This window comes from Candidatus Saccharibacteria bacterium (assembly GCA_016432585.1).
Lineage (GTDB): Bacteria > Patescibacteriota > Saccharimonadia > Saccharimonadales > Saccharimonadaceae.
On sequence record CP066696.1, the window covers coordinates 91,699 to 108,586 of the forward strand.

General features: G+C 48.1%; 22 protein-coding genes and 2 tRNA genes. 15 read left to right on the plus strand and 9 right to left on the minus strand.

Annotated features, from left to right (window positions below; all coding sequences use genetic code 11):
• Positions 1–15 precede the first annotated feature (15 nt).
• The gene (locus HZB75_00380; GenBank protein ID QQG50955.1) at positions 16–936 is read left to right on the plus strand and encodes a hypothetical protein; all 921 of its coding nucleotides are present in this window, start codon (positions 16–18) and stop codon (positions 934–936) included.
• Positions 937–1,364: 428 nt separating this feature from the next.
• Here HZB75_00380 and HZB75_00385 read toward each other — a convergent pair whose 3' ends face one another.
• The gene (locus HZB75_00385; protein ID QQG50956.1) at positions 1,365–2,153 is read right to left on the minus strand and encodes a DsbA family protein; all 789 of its coding nucleotides are present in this window, start codon (positions 2,151–2,153) and stop codon (positions 1,365–1,367) included.
• Between HZB75_00385 and HZB75_00390 the strand changes: the two genes are divergently transcribed.
• The 5 genes from HZB75_00390 (at position 2,152) to HZB75_00410 (ending at position 6,276) form a co-directional block, all read left to right on the plus strand.
• Positions 2,152–3,168, plus strand: coding sequence for a CBS domain-containing protein (locus HZB75_00390; protein ID QQG50957.1), 1,017 nt, complete (start codon positions 2,152–2,154; stop codon positions 3,166–3,168). The two genes, HZB75_00385 and HZB75_00390, sit on opposite strands and share 2 nt — an antisense overlap.
• A gap of 164 nt (positions 3,169–3,332) precedes the next feature.
• Positions 3,333–5,081 (plus strand): aspartate--tRNA ligase, encoded by a 1,749-nt coding sequence (aspS, locus tag HZB75_00395; GenBank protein ID QQG50958.1) that lies wholly within the window; start codon positions 3,333–3,335, stop codon positions 5,079–5,081.
• Positions 5,082–5,128: 47 nt separating this feature from the next.
• Positions 5,129–5,485 (plus strand): DUF1622 domain-containing protein, encoded by a 357-nt coding sequence (locus HZB75_00400; GenBank protein ID QQG50959.1) that lies wholly within the window; start codon positions 5,129–5,131, stop codon positions 5,483–5,485.
• A 157-nt stretch (positions 5,486–5,642) separates the two neighbouring features.
• A complete protein-coding gene (locus tag HZB75_00405) occupies positions 5,643–5,858 on the plus strand; it encodes a hypothetical protein (GenBank protein QQG50960.1) in 216 nt (71 codons plus the stop codon).
• Positions 5,859–5,886: 28 nt separating this feature from the next.
• Complete coding sequence (locus HZB75_00410) at positions 5,887–6,276, plus strand: YtxH domain-containing protein (GenBank protein ID QQG50961.1); 390 nt, start codon at positions 5,887–5,889, stop codon at positions 6,274–6,276.
• 53 nt (positions 6,277–6,329) lie between these two features.
• Here the strand turns inward: HZB75_00410 and HZB75_00415 are convergent, their stop codons facing one another.
• Genes HZB75_00415 through msrA form a run of 3 tightly spaced genes read right to left on the minus strand, consistent with a single transcriptional unit; the run spans position 6,330 to position 8,116 of the window.
• On the minus strand, positions 6,330–6,959 hold the full coding sequence (locus HZB75_00415; GenBank protein QQG50962.1) for a DNA-3-methyladenine glycosylase 2 family protein: 630 nt from the start codon (positions 6,957–6,959) through the stop codon (positions 6,330–6,332).
• A gap of 3 nt (positions 6,960–6,962) precedes the next feature.
• Complete coding sequence (locus tag HZB75_00420; protein QQG50963.1) at positions 6,963–7,592, minus strand: MBL fold metallo-hydrolase; 630 nt, start codon at positions 7,590–7,592, stop codon at positions 6,963–6,965.
• Positions 7,592–8,116, minus strand: a complete 525-nt coding sequence (msrA, locus tag HZB75_00425) for a peptide-methionine (S)-S-oxide reductase MsrA (protein QQG50964.1) — start codon at positions 8,114–8,116, stop codon at positions 7,592–7,594. The genes HZB75_00420 and msrA overlap by 1 nt, the downstream gene beginning before the upstream one ends.
• Before the next feature lie 22 nt (positions 8,117–8,138).
• Here msrA and HZB75_00430 point away from each other — a divergent pair, with 22 nt between their 5' ends.
• From HZB75_00430 to HZB75_00440, 3 genes are read left to right on the plus strand one after another with little or no spacing between them, the layout of a single operon-like run.
• A complete protein-coding gene (locus HZB75_00430) occupies positions 8,139–8,939 on the plus strand; it encodes an A/G-specific adenine glycosylase (protein QQG50965.1) in 801 nt (266 codons plus the stop codon).
• A 26-nt stretch (positions 8,940–8,965) separates the two neighbouring features.
• A complete protein-coding gene (locus tag HZB75_00435) occupies positions 8,966–9,502 on the plus strand; it encodes a hypothetical protein (GenBank protein QQG50966.1) in 537 nt (178 codons plus the stop codon).
• Complete coding sequence (locus tag HZB75_00440; GenBank protein ID QQG50967.1) at positions 9,502–9,855, plus strand: hypothetical protein; 354 nt, start codon at positions 9,502–9,504, stop codon at positions 9,853–9,855. The genes HZB75_00435 and HZB75_00440 overlap by 1 nt, the downstream gene beginning before the upstream one ends.
• On the opposite strand, the gene HZB75_00445 is transcribed toward HZB75_00440, so the two are convergent.
• Positions 9,856–10,710 carry a mechanosensitive ion channel family protein gene (locus tag HZB75_00445; protein ID QQG50968.1) on the minus strand — a complete coding sequence of 285 codons (855 nt, stop codon included), beginning with the start codon at positions 10,708–10,710 and terminating at the stop codon, positions 9,856–9,858.
• Positions 10,711–10,733: 23 nt separating this feature from the next.
• On the opposite strand from HZB75_00445, the gene trmB reads away from it, so the two are divergent.
• Together trmB and HZB75_00455 are read left to right on the plus strand one after the other, a co-directional pair.
• Entirely contained in the window at positions 10,734–11,405 is a 672-nt protein-coding gene (gene trmB / locus HZB75_00450; protein QQG50969.1) for a tRNA (guanosine(46)-N7)-methyltransferase TrmB, read from the plus strand.
• Positions 11,402–11,731 carry a nucleoside triphosphate pyrophosphohydrolase family protein gene (locus HZB75_00455; GenBank protein QQG50970.1) on the plus strand — a complete coding sequence of 110 codons (330 nt, stop codon included), beginning with the start codon at positions 11,402–11,404 and terminating at the stop codon, positions 11,729–11,731. Before trmB ends, HZB75_00455 begins: the two co-directional genes overlap by 4 nt.
• Here HZB75_00455 and HZB75_00460 read toward each other — a convergent pair.
• Positions 11,728–12,981, minus strand: coding sequence for a hypothetical protein (locus HZB75_00460; GenBank protein ID QQG50971.1), 1,254 nt, complete (start codon positions 12,979–12,981; stop codon positions 11,728–11,730). The two genes, HZB75_00455 and HZB75_00460, sit on opposite strands and share 4 nt — an antisense overlap.
• A 120-nt stretch (positions 12,982–13,101) precedes the next feature.
• On the opposite strand from HZB75_00460, the gene HZB75_00465 reads away from it, so the two are divergent.
• The 3 genes from HZB75_00465 to HZB75_00475 all read left to right on the plus strand — a co-directional run bounded on the left by HZB75_00465 (position 13,102) and on the right by HZB75_00475 (position 14,688).
• Positions 13,102–13,731 (plus strand): hypothetical protein, encoded by a 630-nt coding sequence (locus HZB75_00465; GenBank protein QQG50972.1) that lies wholly within the window; start codon positions 13,102–13,104, stop codon positions 13,729–13,731.
• A gap of 68 nt (positions 13,732–13,799) precedes the next feature.
• Entirely contained in the window at positions 13,800–14,006 is a 207-nt protein-coding gene (locus HZB75_00470; protein ID QQG50973.1) for a hypothetical protein, read from the plus strand.
• Positions 14,007–14,142: 136 nt separating this feature from the next.
• Positions 14,143–14,688, plus strand: a complete 546-nt coding sequence (locus HZB75_00475; protein QQG50974.1) for a hypothetical protein — start codon at positions 14,143–14,145, stop codon at positions 14,686–14,688.
• 58 nt (positions 14,689–14,746) lie between these two features.
• Here HZB75_00475 and HZB75_00480 read toward each other — a convergent pair.
• Positions 14,747–14,822 (minus strand) — tRNA-Ile (locus HZB75_00480).
• A 53-nt stretch (positions 14,823–14,875) separates the two neighbouring features.
• On the opposite strand from HZB75_00480, the gene HZB75_00485 reads away from it, so the two are divergent.
• Positions 14,876–15,313, plus strand: coding sequence for a hypothetical protein (locus HZB75_00485; GenBank protein QQG50975.1), 438 nt, complete (start codon positions 14,876–14,878; stop codon positions 15,311–15,313).
• Positions 15,314–15,372: 59 nt separating this feature from the next.
• On the opposite strand, the gene HZB75_00490 is transcribed toward HZB75_00485, so the two are convergent.
• Positions 15,373–15,450: transfer RNA gene (locus HZB75_00490), tRNA-Met, on the minus strand.
• A gap of 58 nt (positions 15,451–15,508) precedes the next feature.
• Positions 15,509–16,885, minus strand: coding sequence for an NAD(P)/FAD-dependent oxidoreductase (locus tag HZB75_00495; protein ID QQG50976.1), 1,377 nt, complete (start codon positions 16,883–16,885; stop codon positions 15,509–15,511).
• Between the last annotated feature and the right edge of the window lie 3 nt (positions 16,886–16,888).

Below are 16,888 nucleotides of genomic sequence, written 5' to 3' on the forward strand. Positions count from 1 at the left end.
ATATACTGCTTATGTATGCTTAAGTTCTATGTGAGGCGAAGCAGTGGAGAGCCCTACCAAAAAGTAGCAACGCCACCTGTGGATAACGTGTGGATACATGGAGACACGATAACATCGGAGGATCTTCATCTTCTTGCGCGTACGTATGGCATGGACTACAACATCTTGCGTGACGTTCTCGACAAAAACGAATTGCCTCGCGTTGAAACCAAGCACGACTCCCTGTATGTATTCGTGCGGACGGTTCAGCGGGCTAAACACGGAAAAATCCTTACAACGCCACTGCTTCTAGTAATGCATGGCAACGTTTTTGCGAATGTATCAACAACCCAGACATCTGACTACAAGCTAGTCGCCCCTAACTCAAGTGATGTATCCTTAGATACAGTAGGGATGTTCCTCGGCGTGTTTGCCGCTGTAGTGGCCGAGTATGAAGAGCTAATGCAGCGTACGTCGCGATACATTCACGACACCGGCCAGCGTCTTAGGTCGCACGAAGTCACAAACGACGATTTTATTCACTTTGTCACAATAGAAGACAATCTTAACGAGTACCGAATGAACCTGAACAGTATGCTGGTGGTTGCCGAGCGTCTGCGCGAAACGCTAAAAGACAGTAATGACACCGAAGCGCTAGAAGATATCTTGCTGTACATTCGCCAACTAATCGTTTCCATAGACAGTCTCAATCAATCGATTACTAGTATTCGCAACGCGTACGGTACGATCGCCAATAATGTTTTAAACCAACGCATGAAAACTCTTACGGCCCTCACGCTGCTTATTACATTGCCGAACGTTTTTTATGGAATGTATGGCATGAATATTGGTTTGCCATTCCAGGATGAACCTTGGTCGTACGCAGCGCTCATTGCCTTTACGCTTATTCTGGTTGTTTCTGTCTTTGCGATTGGTCGCAAAAAAGGCATATTCTAGTAATTCATTGTAAATTTGCCTACGTTATTGCACTTGCGCTGTATCCGTTATTCCCATATAGTTAAATCATAAGCGCCATCTTTATGGCTATGTGCTTGACGTGTGTATATCACGTTTGTTACTATTCTATGTGCGTCCCAACGTCAAAACGTGGAAAATTTAATTTTAAAGGTCGAAGTACGTCGGGACTGTACATAGTACAAGGAGTACAAGTCACATGCCAATAGCTGTCGAATTTGTGTCTACAAGGCGCAAAAAGATCGCAGTGGATGTGGTGCCTGCCGAATGGCAACTGTATATAGCACACTAGAACTATACGTTCAAATCCATGAACTCTCGCGTCCGAGTTATACCTCCGAGAGTTCACCCCTTAAACAAAAGTAAAACACCCCAAGGCACCGGGGTGTTTTATTGTTTAGATACGGTAACTATTCTTTGTCTGCAGGAACAGTTATACCGTTTTCGTTCATAGCGGCTACAAGTGCTTCTTCAAACTTTGTCGCGTCACCCCAAGTATCTTGTTCGACGGCTTTGCCGTTAATAAAGAACGACGGGGTAGAGTTTATACCAATCTTTTTACCGATTGCTTGGTCGTAAGTGATTTTCTGGTTAACTGTTGTGCTGGCGAGGTCTGTTTTAAACTGGTCTTCGTTAAGGTTCAGCTCGCGCGCATAGCCCGTAAAGAAGTCAAGACGTTCGGTTGATCCTAAATCCTTCCAAGAGCTTTGTCCGGTAAAGATCATATCGTTCATTTCCCAGTATTTTCCCTGCAACCCGGCAGCTTCGGCAGCTGCGGCGGCAGCCCGTGCGTTCGGGTGAATCGATGCTAAGGGGAAGTTGCGGAACACAAAGCCAATTTGATCCTTATATTTCTCGGTAATACGCTTTACGTCAGGGTGTGTCGAGGCACATCCGGGGCATTGAAAATCCTCGTAGGCAACAAGTAATACCTTGCTGTCGGCTTTTCCAAAGACGTGGTCGCCAATATTGCCTGATTGTACCGAGGCCGCCTGTATAGTGTTGGCATCTACGCCGCTAACATCAACTTTATCTTTGCTAGAAAGGTAAACAAGGCCGGCCAGAAGCACGACACAAACAGCGGCAAAAATAATCCATGTTTTTTTACTCACAAAAGAACTCCTTATGGTTAGTATACTTAGTGTAGTATAAATACGGTGTGTCGGCAAGGCGACATGAGGTACAATGGGAGGTAACATGATAGTATTTATGGTTATTTTATGTATCGCGCTGCTGATTGTTCTTATTATGCTTGAGGGTGTTATGCCACTGCGTTCATCGCTGAGTACTTTCGAGCTAGAGCGGCGCGCTAAAGAGGGTGATAAGGGCGCTATAGCAACAGCCCGCCGCGAGGCGTTACTGGGCGATGTTCTGTCGCTTCGCCGTGGTTTGTCGGCGCTATTTCTTGTTCTGTTTGTTATTACAAGCGTCGCGACGTTTGGCTGGCTACTTGGCGTGCTCATTGCGGTATTTGTTGCGCTAGAAATAGGGGCAATTGCACGCATATCACTATGGCAACAACATGTGCAAAAACTTTACGAAACACACGAAGCTGCAATTTTGAATTTTGTCGAAAAGTTTTCTGGCGTTATCAAGTTTTTGCGCAGCGCGATTCCAGATGTTCCGGCGCGAGATCGCCTCGACTCACGCGAAGAATTACACTATCTCGTTCAGCACTCGGGTGGCCTTATAACCGAAGACGAAAAAAAGCTTATCACTCACGGCCTTTCATTTGATACGCGAACAGTAAGTGAAATCCTGACACCTCGAAGCGTTATCGATACGATTGACAAAAAAGAGCTGCTAGGTCCGCTTGTGCTCGACGATCTACATAAAACAGGACACAGTCGTTTTCCGGTCATCGATGGCGACACCGACCATATTATTGGCATTCTTCATATTCACGATTTGCTCACCCTCGATAGCAAGCGTTCGACAACCGCCGAAAAAGCCATGGAGGCTCGTGTATTTTATATCCGTGAGGACCAAACCTTAGCTCATGCACTCGCTGCCTTTCTGCGTACGCGGCATCACTTGTTTATTGTAGTGAACGAGTTTCGCGAAACGGTGGGCGTGCTAAGTCTCGAAGATGTAATGGAAGCACTGCTAGGCCGCAAAATTATCGACGAATTCGACGCTCACGAAGATCTTCGTGCAGTTGCCGCCCGCAATATCCGTGCAAACAATCATCCTGTAAAGCGCGAGGATGTCTAGCGCCAGTAGTAATACGGGCCAGAAAGTGGTAAAATAACCCTACTATGATTATTTGGCGAGGCGATAACAACAATAATCCACGGGTCGGCAACTAGCCGAGGCGTGCTTTTTGCAATCGACCCGTTCCAGCCGCGTTACATCTACTACCTAACAAGGAAAATTTTATGACACGAACATTAGTACGCGATCTCCATCAACAACTTGGCAAAAAAGTGACTATCAGCGGGTGGGTAAACAAACGCCGCGACCATGGCGGACTTATCTTTATCGATATCCGCGATCACTCTGGAATTGCCCAGATTGTCGTTCAACCAGAAAACGCCGAGGCATTTAAACTTGCCGAGGATGTCCGCGACGAATATGTTGTTTCGGCAACAGGCACCGTAAAAGAGCGTGAAGATTCGCTAAAAAACCCAAACATTCCAACGGGTGATATCGAAATCGTCACCGAAGGGATTCGCCTCCTTAACCGTTCCGAGGCGTTGCCGATTCCCGTGCAAGACGACGCGCCACAGGCAAACGAGGATCACCGCCTTAAGTACCGCTACCTCGACCTTCGCCGCACTAAAATGCAGACAACGCTTAAAAAACGTGCTGAAATGTACCAGATTATGCGTACCTACATGGACGGCCACGAGTTCACCGAGGTAACAACCCCAATTATCGCCAACTCAAGCCCTGAAGGCGCGCGCGACTTCCTTATTCCGTCTCGTATGCACCCCGGCAAATTCTATGCCTTGCCACAGGCACCACAGCAGTTCAAGCAGCTTCTTATGGTTGGTGGCGTTTCACGCTACTACCAGATTGCCGCGTGTTTCCGCGACGAAGACCCTCGTGCCGATAGGCTTTATGGCGAGTTCTACCAGCTCGACCTTGAAATGTCATTTGTCGAGGATGGCGAGGATGTCCGCACGCTCACAGAACCTCTTATTAAAAAGCTCGTCACCGAATTTGCTGGTAAAACCCTTGTCAGCAAAACCATCCCGCGTATTCCGTATCAAGAGGCGATGGATCGCTACGGTTCAGACAAGCCCGATCTTCGTTACGGTATGGAGCTTACCGATCTTTCTGATATTTTGAGCGAAACCGGCTTTAGCGTCTTTGCAAACACCATCAAGAACGGTGGTGTGGTTAAGGCGATTCGCGTCGAAGGCGGCGCAAGTCTTTCACGCTCACAAATCGACCAATTTACCGAAGTCGCCAAAAACGAAGGCGCTGGTGGCCTGGCGTATCTTACCTATGCCGATGGCAACGTAAAATCACCAATCGCCAAGTTCCTATCTGAACACGAACTAAAGGCAATCGAAGAGCGCATGGGTGCCAAAGATGGTGACGCCGTATTCTTTGGTGCGGATTCCCGAGCTGTCGTAAACAAAGTTCTAGGGCGACTCCGTATCGATTTTGCTAAGCATTTCAACCTTCGTGATCCAAACAAGGTAGCGCTTGCTTGGGTTGTCGATTTTCCATTCTACGAGTGGGACGAAAAGAACAAGCGTATCGACTTTGGTCACAACCCATTCTCTATGCCAAAAGGTGGTCTCGAAGCTCTCGAAAACGAAGACAAACTATCAATTGTTGCCGATCAATACGACATGGTAATGAACGGCTACGAAATCTGTTCGGGCGCAGTGCGAAACCACAACCCCGAGGTTATGTACAAAGCCTTCGGCGCTCTTGGCTACGGCGAAGACTATGTCGACAGTCGCTTCGGCGCGCTTATTGGCGCGTTTAAATACGGCGCTCCGCCACACGCGGGCTGTGCCTTTGGCGTCGACCGTATCCTTATGGAGCTCGTTAGCGAAGACAACGTCCGTGAAGTCGTAGCGTTCCCAAAGAACGGCTCTGGCCTCGATGTCATGATGAACTCACCCAGCACGGTTGAGCCATCGCAGCTTAAAGAACTTTCACTGTAGTCACCAGTCATTGACGAAACCATTACCGCTATGCCATGATAGCGGTAATGAGTGATTTTCAATCTTTTACACAGTATGCAGGCGAACTTCTCGATGCTTTTGGTGTCGTGGTTATATTGGCGGGCATTGTATTTTCAACAGCGTTTATTATTGTTACCGCACTGCGTCAACGCAATTTGCATCGTATCTACAAAACTTACCGCCAAAATCTTGCGCGCAGTATTCTTATTGGACTAGAGTTTCTGATTGCAGGGGACATTTTGCGATCAGTCGCTGGCGACCTCAACCTCGACAGTATTATCATATTGGCGCTTATTGTTCTTGTTCGCTCGTTCCTTGGAATCGAATTCGAAATGGAAATCGAAGGCCGCTGGCCGTGGCAGCGTAGCAAAAAACAGGGGTAGCTAGCAGCTACTTTTATACTGCTATTGCTTTTTATTCAAATACATGCTAATGTATAGAAGTTGTATAAACCAACACAAAAACATCAATAAAAAGACAAGCAGCTTACGAATCGCTTATAATAGATAAGTAACGTAATCGCAGTGAAAGGAAAGACCAATGGATATAAATGTCCTGGTGACGCTCTTAACGATCACAGTTGTATTACTGTCGGTTGTTATTATCGCGATGCTAGCAGCTATTGTTATAGTGCTTGCCAAGGTAAACAAGATAATGTCGCAAATTGACGCCATTACCGACAACCTTGCATCTGCAACAGACTGGTTATCACCCGTTAAGGTGTTGAATCATGTTGCACGATTGTTCCGTAAATAATAATCATTTTACAAAAGGAGAATAGATTATGAGTCGAACAATAAATGTTATCGCAGCCGCAGCAGTTGGATTTGTCGCCGGAGTTCTGATGGCGCCAAAAAGCGGAAAAGAAACGCGTAAAGATATCAAGGTTAAAACCCTCGAGGCAAAAAAATACGCGACCGAAAAAGCTAAAGACGCAAAACTTGCAGCAAAAGAGGCAAGTGTCACTCTGAAAAAGAGTGCTAAAACTGTCGAAGCCGAAGCAACAAGCATGGTTAACAGCGCACGAAGTTCTGCTGAACGAGTATCTCGCGAAGCGTCAACCGAAGCAGCGAAATTAACCGACGAAGCGAAAGCTCGCGCAGCACGTGTTGCGCAGGATTCTAAGCGAGCGCTTGGAACTGTCGCCAAAGATGCTGAAAAACGTCTGAAGTAAAATTTAGCGTAATAAACTAGTTGAAAAACCGCCCTTATAACAGGGCGGTTTTGTTATGAAACGGCAATTTCGGGAGCGTTATCGAGTGATTGCCAAACATACCAGCTTGCAACCGATTGGTAGGGGTGCCAGCTGTTTTTTGTGGCAATGTCGGCAACCTCTTGCGGAGTGGGGACGTGATCAAGCCCGTAGAGCTTTTGTACGCCATTGCGAATGCCTAAATCGCCTATAGGTAGCACGTCAAGGCGTGCCATGCAGAACATAAGGAACATATGTACCGTCCATTCACCGATACCCTTCACGGTGGTGAGCTGGGCGATAATCTCTTCGTTTGTCATTGTGTCGATTGCGTCAAAACGAACAGTACCGTCGAGTATGTGCTGTGCTAAATCTTGAACGTAGCGTGCTTTTGGGCGTGACAAACCGACGCTTCGAAGCTCCTCGATATCTTTTTGAAGGATTTGCTGCGGCGATGGAAAGCTGCCATCGAACAAATCTTTAAACCGCTTTTCGATTGAGGCTGCGGCCTTGACGCTAAGCTGCTGGCTAATAATACTATCAACGAGCGTTTCGTAGTAGTCGGTGTGCTTTTTAAAACTAGGAAGCGGTGAACGCGCAATAACGGGCGCTAGGGTTTTGTCGTGCGTGCGCAAATAATCGGCCGCTTGCTGAAGTTGGTTCATGTACTATATTTCCTCGGTAGATTCTATACGGTGATAGTCAACGCCACATTCTTTTGCCATCCAGTTAATATGATCGTCGGTGACTTCTTTTCCTTCGGCCGATAGGATTGCATCGTGCGTAGGGAACGCGAATCGAGGCCGTACCTCTGCCAAATAATCCATTGCTTCGCCAACCTTTAGCCAAGGAGCGCTTGCTGGAAGCGCCAATGTATCAACCGAAAAAGGCGGAACGGTAAATGAATCGCCTGGATAAAAGAGAAGGTCGTTTATGAGGACTGAAAGGTTGTCCGTAACCGGGATGCTTGGGTGGAGTAGTGAATGTTTGCCGGCCAGGAACCGCATCGTAAATGGCCCGACGTTTTCGGTGGTGTCTTCGGTGATAGACACTGCTTGGAATGTTTCTATCTTTGCAGTAACAGTGGCGGGCGCGTAAATAATAGCATCTGGATTCTCGTTTATAATCGAGGCAACTAGTTCTGGGTCGAAGTGATCAAAGTGATCATGTGTAACAATGATCGCCACGACATGTTCGGGCGCGATAAAATCCGTGGCAAACGCACCGGGATCAACGACAATAACTTGATTGTCTTTCTCTAGGGTAAAACAGGCGTGTTCGTATTTGGTAAGTTTCATTATTCCTCCTTTAGCCACTGCGAGAACGCGGCGCGGGCCTTGGCTATTTTTGGCTCGATAATAATTGAGCAGTAGCCGGCCGCCGGGTTTTTATTAAAGTAATCTTGGTGCTCATCCTCGGCGATGAAAAATGTTTCTAAAGGTTCTATTTGAGTGACAATCGTGCCTTCCCAGATCTTTTCCCCGCGCTTGAACGCTGCGTGAAATTCTTTCATTTGAGCATCGCTGTCGTAGAACATTACCGAGCGGTACTGCGTGCCGACGTCGTTGCCCTGACGGTTGAGGGTGGTAGGGTTGTGTATCAGAAAGTAAATATCAAGGATTGTTTTTGCCGGAATAATTGTTTCATCAAAGGTAACTCTTACTACTTCGGCGTAACCTGTTTCGCCAGTTGCTACCCTGTAGTAGTTGGCCGGTCCTTCGCCACCAGCATAGCCAGCCTCTACTTTTGTTACGCCCTTAACTCTGCGATACACCGCGTCGAGGCACCAAAAGCATCCGCCGCCAAGTACGTAACTCGTCATGCTTCTAGTATACAATATATAGGTGAATACGAACGATTTTCAGGAGCTATTGTGGCAGCAAGGGCGCGATTTATACCGAACAATGCCATGGCGTGAAGATACGCGACCATATTACATTCTTGTCAGCGAACTCATGTTGCAGCAAACGCAGGTAGATAGAGTAATTCCTAAATTCGAAGCGTTTATAAAGGCATTTCCAAGCGAGCAAGAGCTAGCAGGTGCCTCGCTGGCTGATGTTTTGAAGTTATGGAGTGGACTTGGCTATAATCGGCGCGCAAAATATCTGCACGATGCAGCAAAAAAGATTGTGAATGAGCTTGGTGGGGAGTTTCCTAATACGAAAGAGGGGCTATTGGCGCTGCCCGGCGTCGGTCCGGGAACCGCTGGGGCGATTGCGGTTTATGCGTATAACCTGCCAGTGGCATTTATCGAGACAAACGTTCGAACCGTTTATTTTCATCATTTTTTTAAAGAAGGCGAGCTCGTGACAGATAAAGAACTGTCTAAGGTGGTTGAGGCAACTCTCGACCGCGAGCACCCGCGTGAGTTTTACTGGGCAATTATGGATTACGGTACATGGCTAAAAAAGAACGGCACAGGGCGTATTGCGCAGAGCCACCATTATAAAAAACAGTCGCCGTTAAAAGGGAGTGTGCGCGAGGTTCGCGGGCAAATAATCAAGGTGCTGACAGAGGGTGACAAGACGCGAACTCAACTGGAAGATTACTTTAAGAGCGACAGCCGGCTTGAGTCGGCGCTTGCCGGGCTTTTACGTGAGGGCCTGGTTATGGAAAATGAGGGCGTTTTGCATTTGACCAAATAGGTGCATCCGTTGGATAATAGAAGAACATGAAACGTTTTCTCATTATTATTGCTGCATTCGCCGTTACTGTAGCGGGAAGTTTTGCTGCTATGCAGTCGACGGCAAGTGCTGAAGATGTGCTCATGACTGAAGCGCATATTGCTCGAATTCGCGCTAACTGTGTCGATGCGCAATCGTCGCTTCGGCAGCTGCACGCCAGTGACGCTCTGCTGCGTGTTAACCGCGGTCAGGTTTACGAGTCGATGTCGACAAAGCTAATGGCGACATTTAATAGCCGTGTGGCGTTGAACCGTTTGGATGGCTTAAAGCTCGTATCGATTGCCGCGCAGTACGAAACGCAGCTTATGAACTTTCGTCAGAATTATCAAAGCTACGAAGAATCTATGTCCGGGCTTTTGAAACTCAATTGTATCAATCAGCCCGTTGCGTTTTACGATAGTGTGGCAGCAACCCGCGCGATGCGCAAAAAAGTTCACGATTCGACGCTGTCGCTACATAAGACGATCCGTGACTACAAAAATGAATTTGAACTTTTTGCAAAGCAGTTTGAGGGAGTGAAGTGATGAGTGAAGAGCAGCCTGAAAACCATGGTATTATTTCGCAGCATCGCTTTATGCTTTTGATCGGCCTAACGATTATGATTTCGGTATTTTTGGTGGGCGTTGCATTGGCGCTATATGCAAGCAGTGGCGCAGCTCAGCTAGATTTGAGTCGCCCGGGCTATGTGTCGGTGCGCGACCAAGCTCAGCGTTCGAATAGCTTTGATGGCTTCTCTGCTAGTGGGACGCTTGATAAAGCGGCTATCGACGAATTTCGAACCATGTATACTCAGCAGCAAGAAAACGCTACGAATGTCGATAGTTTCGCAGGTGATGTCATGAGCGACAAGTCGCTATCGATCGACGCGCCTAAATAGCTACTTTCGGCGAGCTGCGGCTGGTCCTGGCATTGCTGGATATGCTGTACCAAGTTCGATTTTGCGGTCTTCAAATTCGGCCAATAGGCGACGACGCATTTCAGCCGTAACGGCCCATTGATCCGAGGGCTGTGTTTTTCCTGCAATAAGTAGAGTAACGCCGCCAGAGGTAAACTCTGTAATAGAGACAAATGCTGGCGCTTCGATGATTTTCTTGGCCCATTTTTTCTCTGCTGTTAGCTTTTCGCCAATCTCGTTGATAAGGATCGAAACATCATCGACATCGGTTGCCGGATGAAGCGTAATAAAGAAGCGCGCCATGCTGTAGCCCATGGTCTTATTAATAACGTGTTGAATCATGCCGTTTGGAAAATAATGAACGTTTCCATCGGCGTCACGAATAACTGTCGAGCGTGCGCCGATGCGTTCCACGGTGCCACTAAACCCTTCGATATCAACGATATCACCAACCCGGTATTGGTTTTCGGAAATAATAAACAAGCCCGAGATAAAATCTTGAACAAGCGACTGCGCGCCAAAACCAAGTGCGACACCTATAATACCAGCGCTTGCAAAGAGCGGCGCAAGGCTGACATCCGGAAAAAGCTGCCACATGATTATCAGTGCGGCAATGGTAATAATAAGCACGCGCCACATCGTCTTAAAAAGTCCGGTGAGTGTGTTGTGTCGTTTTTCGATATCCTTTGCGTTCCAGCTATGCCGGGTGGCGGTGAGTGTGCGCTTAACAACGCTTCCCATGAACATTGCGCCAACGTAATAGAATATGCCTGCAACGAGAATAGTGAGGGCGGCTTTGCCTCCGTAAATTGACAGCCAGTTTAGTACAGAATCCATATGTGGTAGTATATCATGTTGACATGACCCAATCGACCGCACCCCTGAATCCAGACGATTATATTATTACGAGAAAACGCAAAAAATATAAATTTGCCAAGTTTTTTAATAATCCTTTTTGTTATGAAGTTGACGAGTGGCTGCCGCAAAAAGTAGATGTCCTTGAGATGGGGGCGGGCACGGGGCTATTTAGTGTTGCTATGGCGCAGGCAAGGGTTGCAAAGAAGTTTCTGGCGGTTGATGTAAAGGCCGATCGCTTGCAGGTGGGCGCGATAGCGGCAGAGGCGGCTGGTAGCAATAATCTTTATTTTTTGCGAGCACGCGCCGACCAATTGCCGGGTCTTATTGCGCTCGCGTCGCTTGAGGCGATATGGGTAACGTTTCCCGATCCTTTTCCAAAGCCTCGCCATGCCAAAAACCGCCTGACGTATCCTAAAGCACTTAAGATATATCAGTCGCTTCTCGCTCCGGGCGGTGCGCTCTACTTTAAGACTGACGCCAAAAATCTATTCGACTGGAGCCTGGAACAATTAGTCGCGGAAGGGTGGCATATTACCGAGTTGAGTTTTGATCTTCATGATTCGAATCTTTCCGCCGAATACAAAATAAAAACAACATACGAAACACGCTACACTAGCGAAGGACTTGCAATCAACTTTGTGAAAGCGACGCCGCCTACTATAGTAGAAGCATGAACTTAAACGATTACCAAACAGCGGCGCTTCGCACGGCTGCGCCAAAAGACAAAAACAACGAGATATTTCATTTGCTCCTTGGGCTTTGCGGCGAGGCGGGTGAAATCGCCGAAAAAGCCAAAAAGATCGTTCGTGACAAAGATAGCGATTTCTCGGCGTTAGACAAAGGCGATCTAACAAAAGAACTTGGGGACGTTCTTTGGTACGTTGCTGTTATTGCGGACCATTTTGATATTCCACTGGGCGAAGTCGGCGAGGCGAATATAGCAAAACTAGCAAGCCGTCAGCAGCGCAATCTTATTGGCGGTAGCGGCGATAACCGCTAGTTTTTGATATGGCTCCGTAGCCAGGCGTCGATACTACCGGCGCCCATTGCAAGCACCAAGTTCCCCTTGGCGCGGGCGTCTTCGATATGTTCCCATAGCGCATCGTCGAGCTCGGCTATCGTAATGACATCTTTGTTTGCTATGTCACGAATGAGATCGTCTGGCGTAAGAATAGGAAGAGCGGGATCTTCGCGCGAAAGATACGTCGGGAGCCAAAACACTTCTTCGGCCAACATAAAGCAATCGGTATAGTGTGCCTTTATTTCGTGTTGGCGGACATTCTGGTGAGGTTGGTAAACAAGCGTGACATGCTCTGACAACTCGCGGGCCATTTGCAGGGTTGCGGCAATTTCGGAAGGATGATGACCGTAATCGCTGTAGACGTTATCGGCAAGTTTTTCAAAGCGGCGGTCGGTTCCTGGAAACCTGCTAAGAATGTCGAGAGCGTTTTCGTTTGTTGTAAGGTGCAGGAATTCAAGGGCTTTCATGACAAGCGTTGCGTTGCGGCGGTTGTGCGCGCCTGCAAGGGGTATGTGTACTGCTTCGTTATCCTGCAGTGTCCAGCTGCGCAGCGGGGGGTTGCGGAATGCATTGCTGTCGTACTGCCACATTATCGTTTGGGTGGACTGCGTAATAAACTGCATGAACGCCTCCCGGTAGGCGCCCTCGGTAGGGTAGGTGTCCGGGTGATCATAACCTAACGATGTAATAAGAGCAACGTTTGGCGAAAAATGAAGAAAGTTTCGATCAAACTCGTCACATTCATACACAAAATATTCGCTGTCCGGGTTGTATTTGCCGCTGGGACCAAAGCTAAGGGTTGTTCCAACAGAGTAACTAACAGGAATCCCAAGCTCTTGGAGGGTCCATATCATCATGCCGGTTGTGGTGGTTTTGCCGTGGGTGCCCGCAACGGCAATGAGCTTAAGATTCTTGTCGGCGATGATGTAAGTTAGTAGTTCGTCGCGCTTGGCGGTTTTTATGCCAAGCTGGCGTGCCAGAACAAGCTCTGGGTGATCTTTAGGAAGCGCCGATGTATACACGAACCAGTCAATCGGCTGTGATTCGTGGCACGATTGTAGAAACTCGCCGTCTTGCCCTATGTTCACAGGTATTCCACGGCTGCGTAGTTCGCGCGTGGTAAGGCTTTCGGTTCTATCGGATCCCTGAACGCCATAGCCAGCGTCTTGGGCGATCTCGGCCAAGGGGCCAACACCGACTCCGCCAACGCCAGAAAAGTAAATATTCATACTGGTAGTATAGCACTTTATTTTGGCTGTTAAATTGCGTCAAATGTGCGAGATATCTCCTTCAAACAAATACTGCTCATGCTACAATAATAGAAGTATCACGAGGTGGGATATTTTTCAGTGGCAGATAAAAGGCGAGTAAAACAGGGCATACGACAATTGCAGCGTATAAAAACGTGGCAATTACTTGTGTTGCTCGTGCTTTTTGGGTTCGTTACTGCGACCTTCCTTCGGCTCAATAATATCGGCATGGTGCAGCGACGCGATGCCGTGCTTGCGGCAGATAAAACGGGTGACGTGCAGGTTATGCAAAGCAGATTGTATGATTTACAACGATACGTCGCCGAGCACATGAACACCGACACGGGTGCATTTTACCTAGAGCAGCAATATCGCCGTGACGCACAAAAAGCGGTCGATGCAGCAAAGGATGATTCTAATCCCAACGGAAATATCAATGCCAAAGCCGAGGCTGTTTGTAAGCCACAATACACCGTGTGGTCGCCCGCCTACGTACAGTGTTTTACAGATGAGCTAGCGAAGTATCCGCCATCACCCGATCCCGCTCAGAATGTAACGCTTCCTAGCACTAATCTTTATCGCCACGATTTTGCTGGACCCCTTTGGTCGCCAGACTTTGCAGGCTGGTCGACGCTCCTATGTTTACTCATTCTTATCATGATTCTCTCGAGGTTAATCAGCTTGGGAATTCTTCATTTACTTCTTAAACGACAGTACAGGGGTATTTAAATGTTGACAGCGCTACACGCACCAGGTACGCTATCAGAGTAAGACGCTAATAGGAGGTATAAGAACTTATGGCTTACAAGCACACTAACTCGAAGGGTATTACTTACTACTTGCACAAGACTGAAGTCACACTGCGCGGTGGTAAGCCACAGACAATCTACTTCTTCGCAAAGGTAGAAAAGAACGCAAAGGGTGAACCTACCGATCTTCCAGAAGACCGCGAAGTCAAAGAAAACCCACGCAACGGTTTCCTTACTATCAGTAAGAAAAAATAACTTGAAACACAAGCACGTTTGGTGATACAGTAGAATCAAACAAACAGGTGCCAACTGAGCCTCTGCGGGAACGAGCAATCGCCCCGAGGGGCTCTTTTGATTGGCTTTTTAATGACGATTATGCTATAATATTTGTATGATGATACGCGAACGACTGCCAGCCTACGGATACGGACGCCAAGATGGTGTTGATGAAAATGGCGATGTCGTTTGCCTTCCGGCTGATGAGCTATGCGAGCCGGACGAAAGTGTTTTTCTCGATGAAGCCGCTGCCGAGGCTGACCACAGCGAGGTCGAAGATGGCGTTTCCGTTTCGCTGGTGGAACGCAAGCTGGCGCTAACGGCTTTAGCGGGCTTATATGCGCGCAAGGCACGAGCAAATGGACTGAGTAAGGCGGCAAGCCTTCCAGAGACACGTAGGGCGCTCGATGCTCGATTTCCGGATGTCGACGATGTAACGCGCCGTACCGACGATAAAGCAACGGCTGATCTTTCGGCCGAGGAAGCGCGTTATTTGGCGATGCTCACAAAAAGCGATGAACTTATTGCTGCCGGGTTTGACCCAGTAGACGTTGAAACCGCGGAGCTGCTGACTCATATCGAGGTGCGTCGCGCAATCGGCGTTACAGCCGGCGCTGCAGCTCGAAAGGCTGTCTTGCGACGGCTTCATGATCCTAAGTAATAGGGTGACATTGCAGCAATAAAAAATCATCCACACGTGTGGATGATTTTGATAATTCTGGTGGGGGCGGATGGAATCGAACCATCTACCAAGTGGTTATGAGCCGCCTGCTCTAACCGATGAGCTACGCCCCCGGCTTTGTCATTATAGCGTATTCTTATCTGTTGGGCTATAATGAAAGTAAATCATGAAAAAAATAAACATTCATAAACTTTACTACCATATTCGGTTTCAGTACTTCACGCTGAACAATCTTGTTATTGGCGTGGCACTGATTATTGGCGCCGGGTGGACATGGGGTTCGGTTGAAATGATGCAGCGCAATTTTGACCTGCAAAAAGAGGTAGACGCCAAGGCGCGCCAGCAAACCTTGCTAGAGCTTCAAACGCAGAATCTTTCTTACGAACAGCGTTATTACAAAAGCATCGAATATCAAGAATTTGCCCTGCGCGACCGTATGGGGCTAGCCAGAAAAGGCGAGAAGGCGCTTGTATTGCCGCCAAACAGTAAAGAGGCAAAAGCAGCTGATGCTCGCCTTACGAACAAAACAACAGCTCCAGTCGAGCCGGTAGGGAACGTGGAACAATGGGTGAACTTTTTGTTCGGTGGTAACCGACGAAAGTAATTAATGAATCTCGCAAAACAAAAAGAACTAGCCAACGGTTAGTTCTTTTTAAATAAACTTGGTTGCGGGGGTAGGATTTGAACCTACGACCTTGTGGTTATGAGCCACACGAGCTGACCAGACTGCTCCACCCCGCGATACGCCTTTAATAATAACAGATACGGCAAATTATTACAAGCGTATGGGGGATGTATATTAACTTAGCTTTGCCGCGGCAACACGGATTGCTTCGCTCCAGCTAAGGAACGCATGGGGGGTCTCGGCGACATCGCTAGCGGTAAGTTTGTGCTTTATCGCCAGTGCTAGCTCGTGAATAATCTCGGCCGCATGCGGTGCCACAACAGTTGCGCCAATAACGACACCTTTTTTATCGGTGATAATCTTTACAAAACCGTCGCGGAAGTCGGATGTATTACTGCGCGTGATGATATTCAGCGGCGCAACAGCCTTGTTTATTCGTAGGTCGCGTTTCAGGCAATCATCTTCAGATAAACCGACTGAAGCAATGCCAGGATAGGTAAAGGTGAGGCGTGGTGTTGCGGTGTAATCTGGCGAGATACGCGAACGTGGGTGAAGAATGTTATTTGCAGCAACGCGGCTTTCAAGAAGTGCGGTATGCGTTGGGCTGCTGTGGCCTAGTACGTCGCCGGCGGCATAGATATGGCGGGCGCTTGTTTGCAAATAATCATCTACCTCGATACCTTTTGGCGTGTAGGCGACGCTGGCGTTTTCGAGGCCCAAATCAACAGTAGGAACGCGGCCTGTGGCGATAAGTACTTCGTCGACATGGACGGATTTTTCGACACCACCACGGTTAAAGGTGATACGCTTGCCGACGCCATCTTTTACGATAGAGAGGATTCGGGTTTGCGTAAGGGAAGTAATACCCTTTTGTTCTTTAAGAATCCGCTCGATAAGCGTCCCGACTTCTTCGTCTTCGTGCGGCAAGAGGCGGCTGGCGATCTCGGCAATATACACCTTGGTGCCAAAAATAGCCATCAGCTGGGCGAGTTCAACCCCTACAGTACTGCCGCCGATAACGAACAAGCTTTTGGGAAGTCGAGCAGCCTCAAGAATTGTGCGTGGGGTAAGGTATTTAACGCTATCAAGGCCAGGAATATCGGGCACTTCAATATGCGATCCTGTAGCGATAATGAAGTTTTCTGCCGAAATGTGACGCCTGTTGACGCTGATTTCGTTTGGGCTTAAAAAGTGAGCGATACCACTAAAAGCGCTAATGCCTTCGTTTTCGTAATATTTTTTGTTGCCCCCGGCGCCAGTTCGTTTAATAGTAAGGTCTTTCCAGGCATGGAGTGAGGGGTAGTTGTAGCCCATCATAGAAGATCGGATACCAAAGCGTGCGCCATGCTTTGCTTCGTCGTAAAGTTGAGCCGCGTGCAACAGTGCTTTTGTGGGAACATCGCCCCAGTTTGGCGACTCGCCGCCAAATACGCCACCTTCTATAATAGCGACGCGCTTACCCTCGCGTGCGGCAATAGTTGCGGCCGCACTTCCACCGGCGCCGCTTCCGATGACAATGAGATCGTAATCAAATTCTATTCTTTTTGCCATGTT

Bases quoted from the DNA above. Each gene is read 5' to 3' on its own strand.
- HZB75_00380 (QQG50955.1), top strand. From the start codon at position 16: ATGCTTAAGTTCTATGTGAGGCGAAGCAGTGGAGAGCCCTACCAAAAA.
- HZB75_00390 (QQG50957.1), top strand. From the start codon at position 2,152: ATGATAGTATTTATGGTTATTTTATGTATCGCGCTGCTGATTGTTCTT.
- HZB75_00385 (QQG50956.1), bottom strand. From the start codon at position 2,153: ATGTTACCTCCCATTGTACCTCATGTCGCCTTGCCGACACACCGTATT.
- aspS (QQG50958.1), top strand. From the start codon at position 3,333: ATGACACGAACATTAGTACGCGATCTCCATCAACAACTTGGCAAAAAA.
- HZB75_00400 (QQG50959.1), top strand. From the start codon at position 5,129: ATGAGTGATTTTCAATCTTTTACACAGTATGCAGGCGAACTTCTCGAT.
- HZB75_00405 (QQG50960.1), top strand. From the start codon at position 5,643: ATGGATATAAATGTCCTGGTGACGCTCTTAACGATCACAGTTGTATTA.
- HZB75_00410 (QQG50961.1), top strand. From the start codon at position 5,887: ATGAGTCGAACAATAAATGTTATCGCAGCCGCAGCAGTTGGATTTGTC.
- HZB75_00415 (QQG50962.1), bottom strand. From the start codon at position 6,959: ATGAACCAACTTCAGCAAGCGGCCGATTATTTGCGCACGCACGACAAA.
- HZB75_00420 (QQG50963.1), bottom strand. From the start codon at position 7,592: ATGAAACTTACCAAATACGAACACGCCTGTTTTACCCTAGAGAAAGAC.
- msrA (QQG50964.1), bottom strand. From the start codon at position 8,116: ATGACGAGTTACGTACTTGGCGGCGGATGCTTTTGGTGCCTCGACGCG.
- HZB75_00435 (QQG50966.1), top strand. From the start codon at position 8,966: ATGAAACGTTTTCTCATTATTATTGCTGCATTCGCCGTTACTGTAGCG.
- HZB75_00440 (QQG50967.1), top strand. From the start codon at position 9,502: ATGAGTGAAGAGCAGCCTGAAAACCATGGTATTATTTCGCAGCATCGC.
- HZB75_00445 (QQG50968.1), bottom strand. From the start codon at position 10,710: ATGGATTCTGTACTAAACTGGCTGTCAATTTACGGAGGCAAAGCCGCC.
- trmB (QQG50969.1), top strand. From the start codon at position 10,734: ATGACCCAATCGACCGCACCCCTGAATCCAGACGATTATATTATTACG.
- HZB75_00455 (QQG50970.1), top strand. From the start codon at position 11,402: ATGAACTTAAACGATTACCAAACAGCGGCGCTTCGCACGGCTGCGCCA.
- HZB75_00460 (QQG50971.1), bottom strand. From the start codon at position 12,981: ATGAATATTTACTTTTCTGGCGTTGGCGGAGTCGGTGTTGGCCCCTTG.
- HZB75_00470 (QQG50973.1), top strand. From the start codon at position 13,800: ATGGCTTACAAGCACACTAACTCGAAGGGTATTACTTACTACTTGCAC.
- HZB75_00475 (QQG50974.1), top strand. From the start codon at position 14,143: ATGATGATACGCGAACGACTGCCAGCCTACGGATACGGACGCCAAGAT.
- HZB75_00485 (QQG50975.1), top strand. From the start codon at position 14,876: ATGAAAAAAATAAACATTCATAAACTTTACTACCATATTCGGTTTCAG.
- HZB75_00495 (QQG50976.1), bottom strand. From the start codon at position 16,885: ATGGCAAAAAGAATAGAATTTGATTACGATCTCATTGTCATCGGAAGC.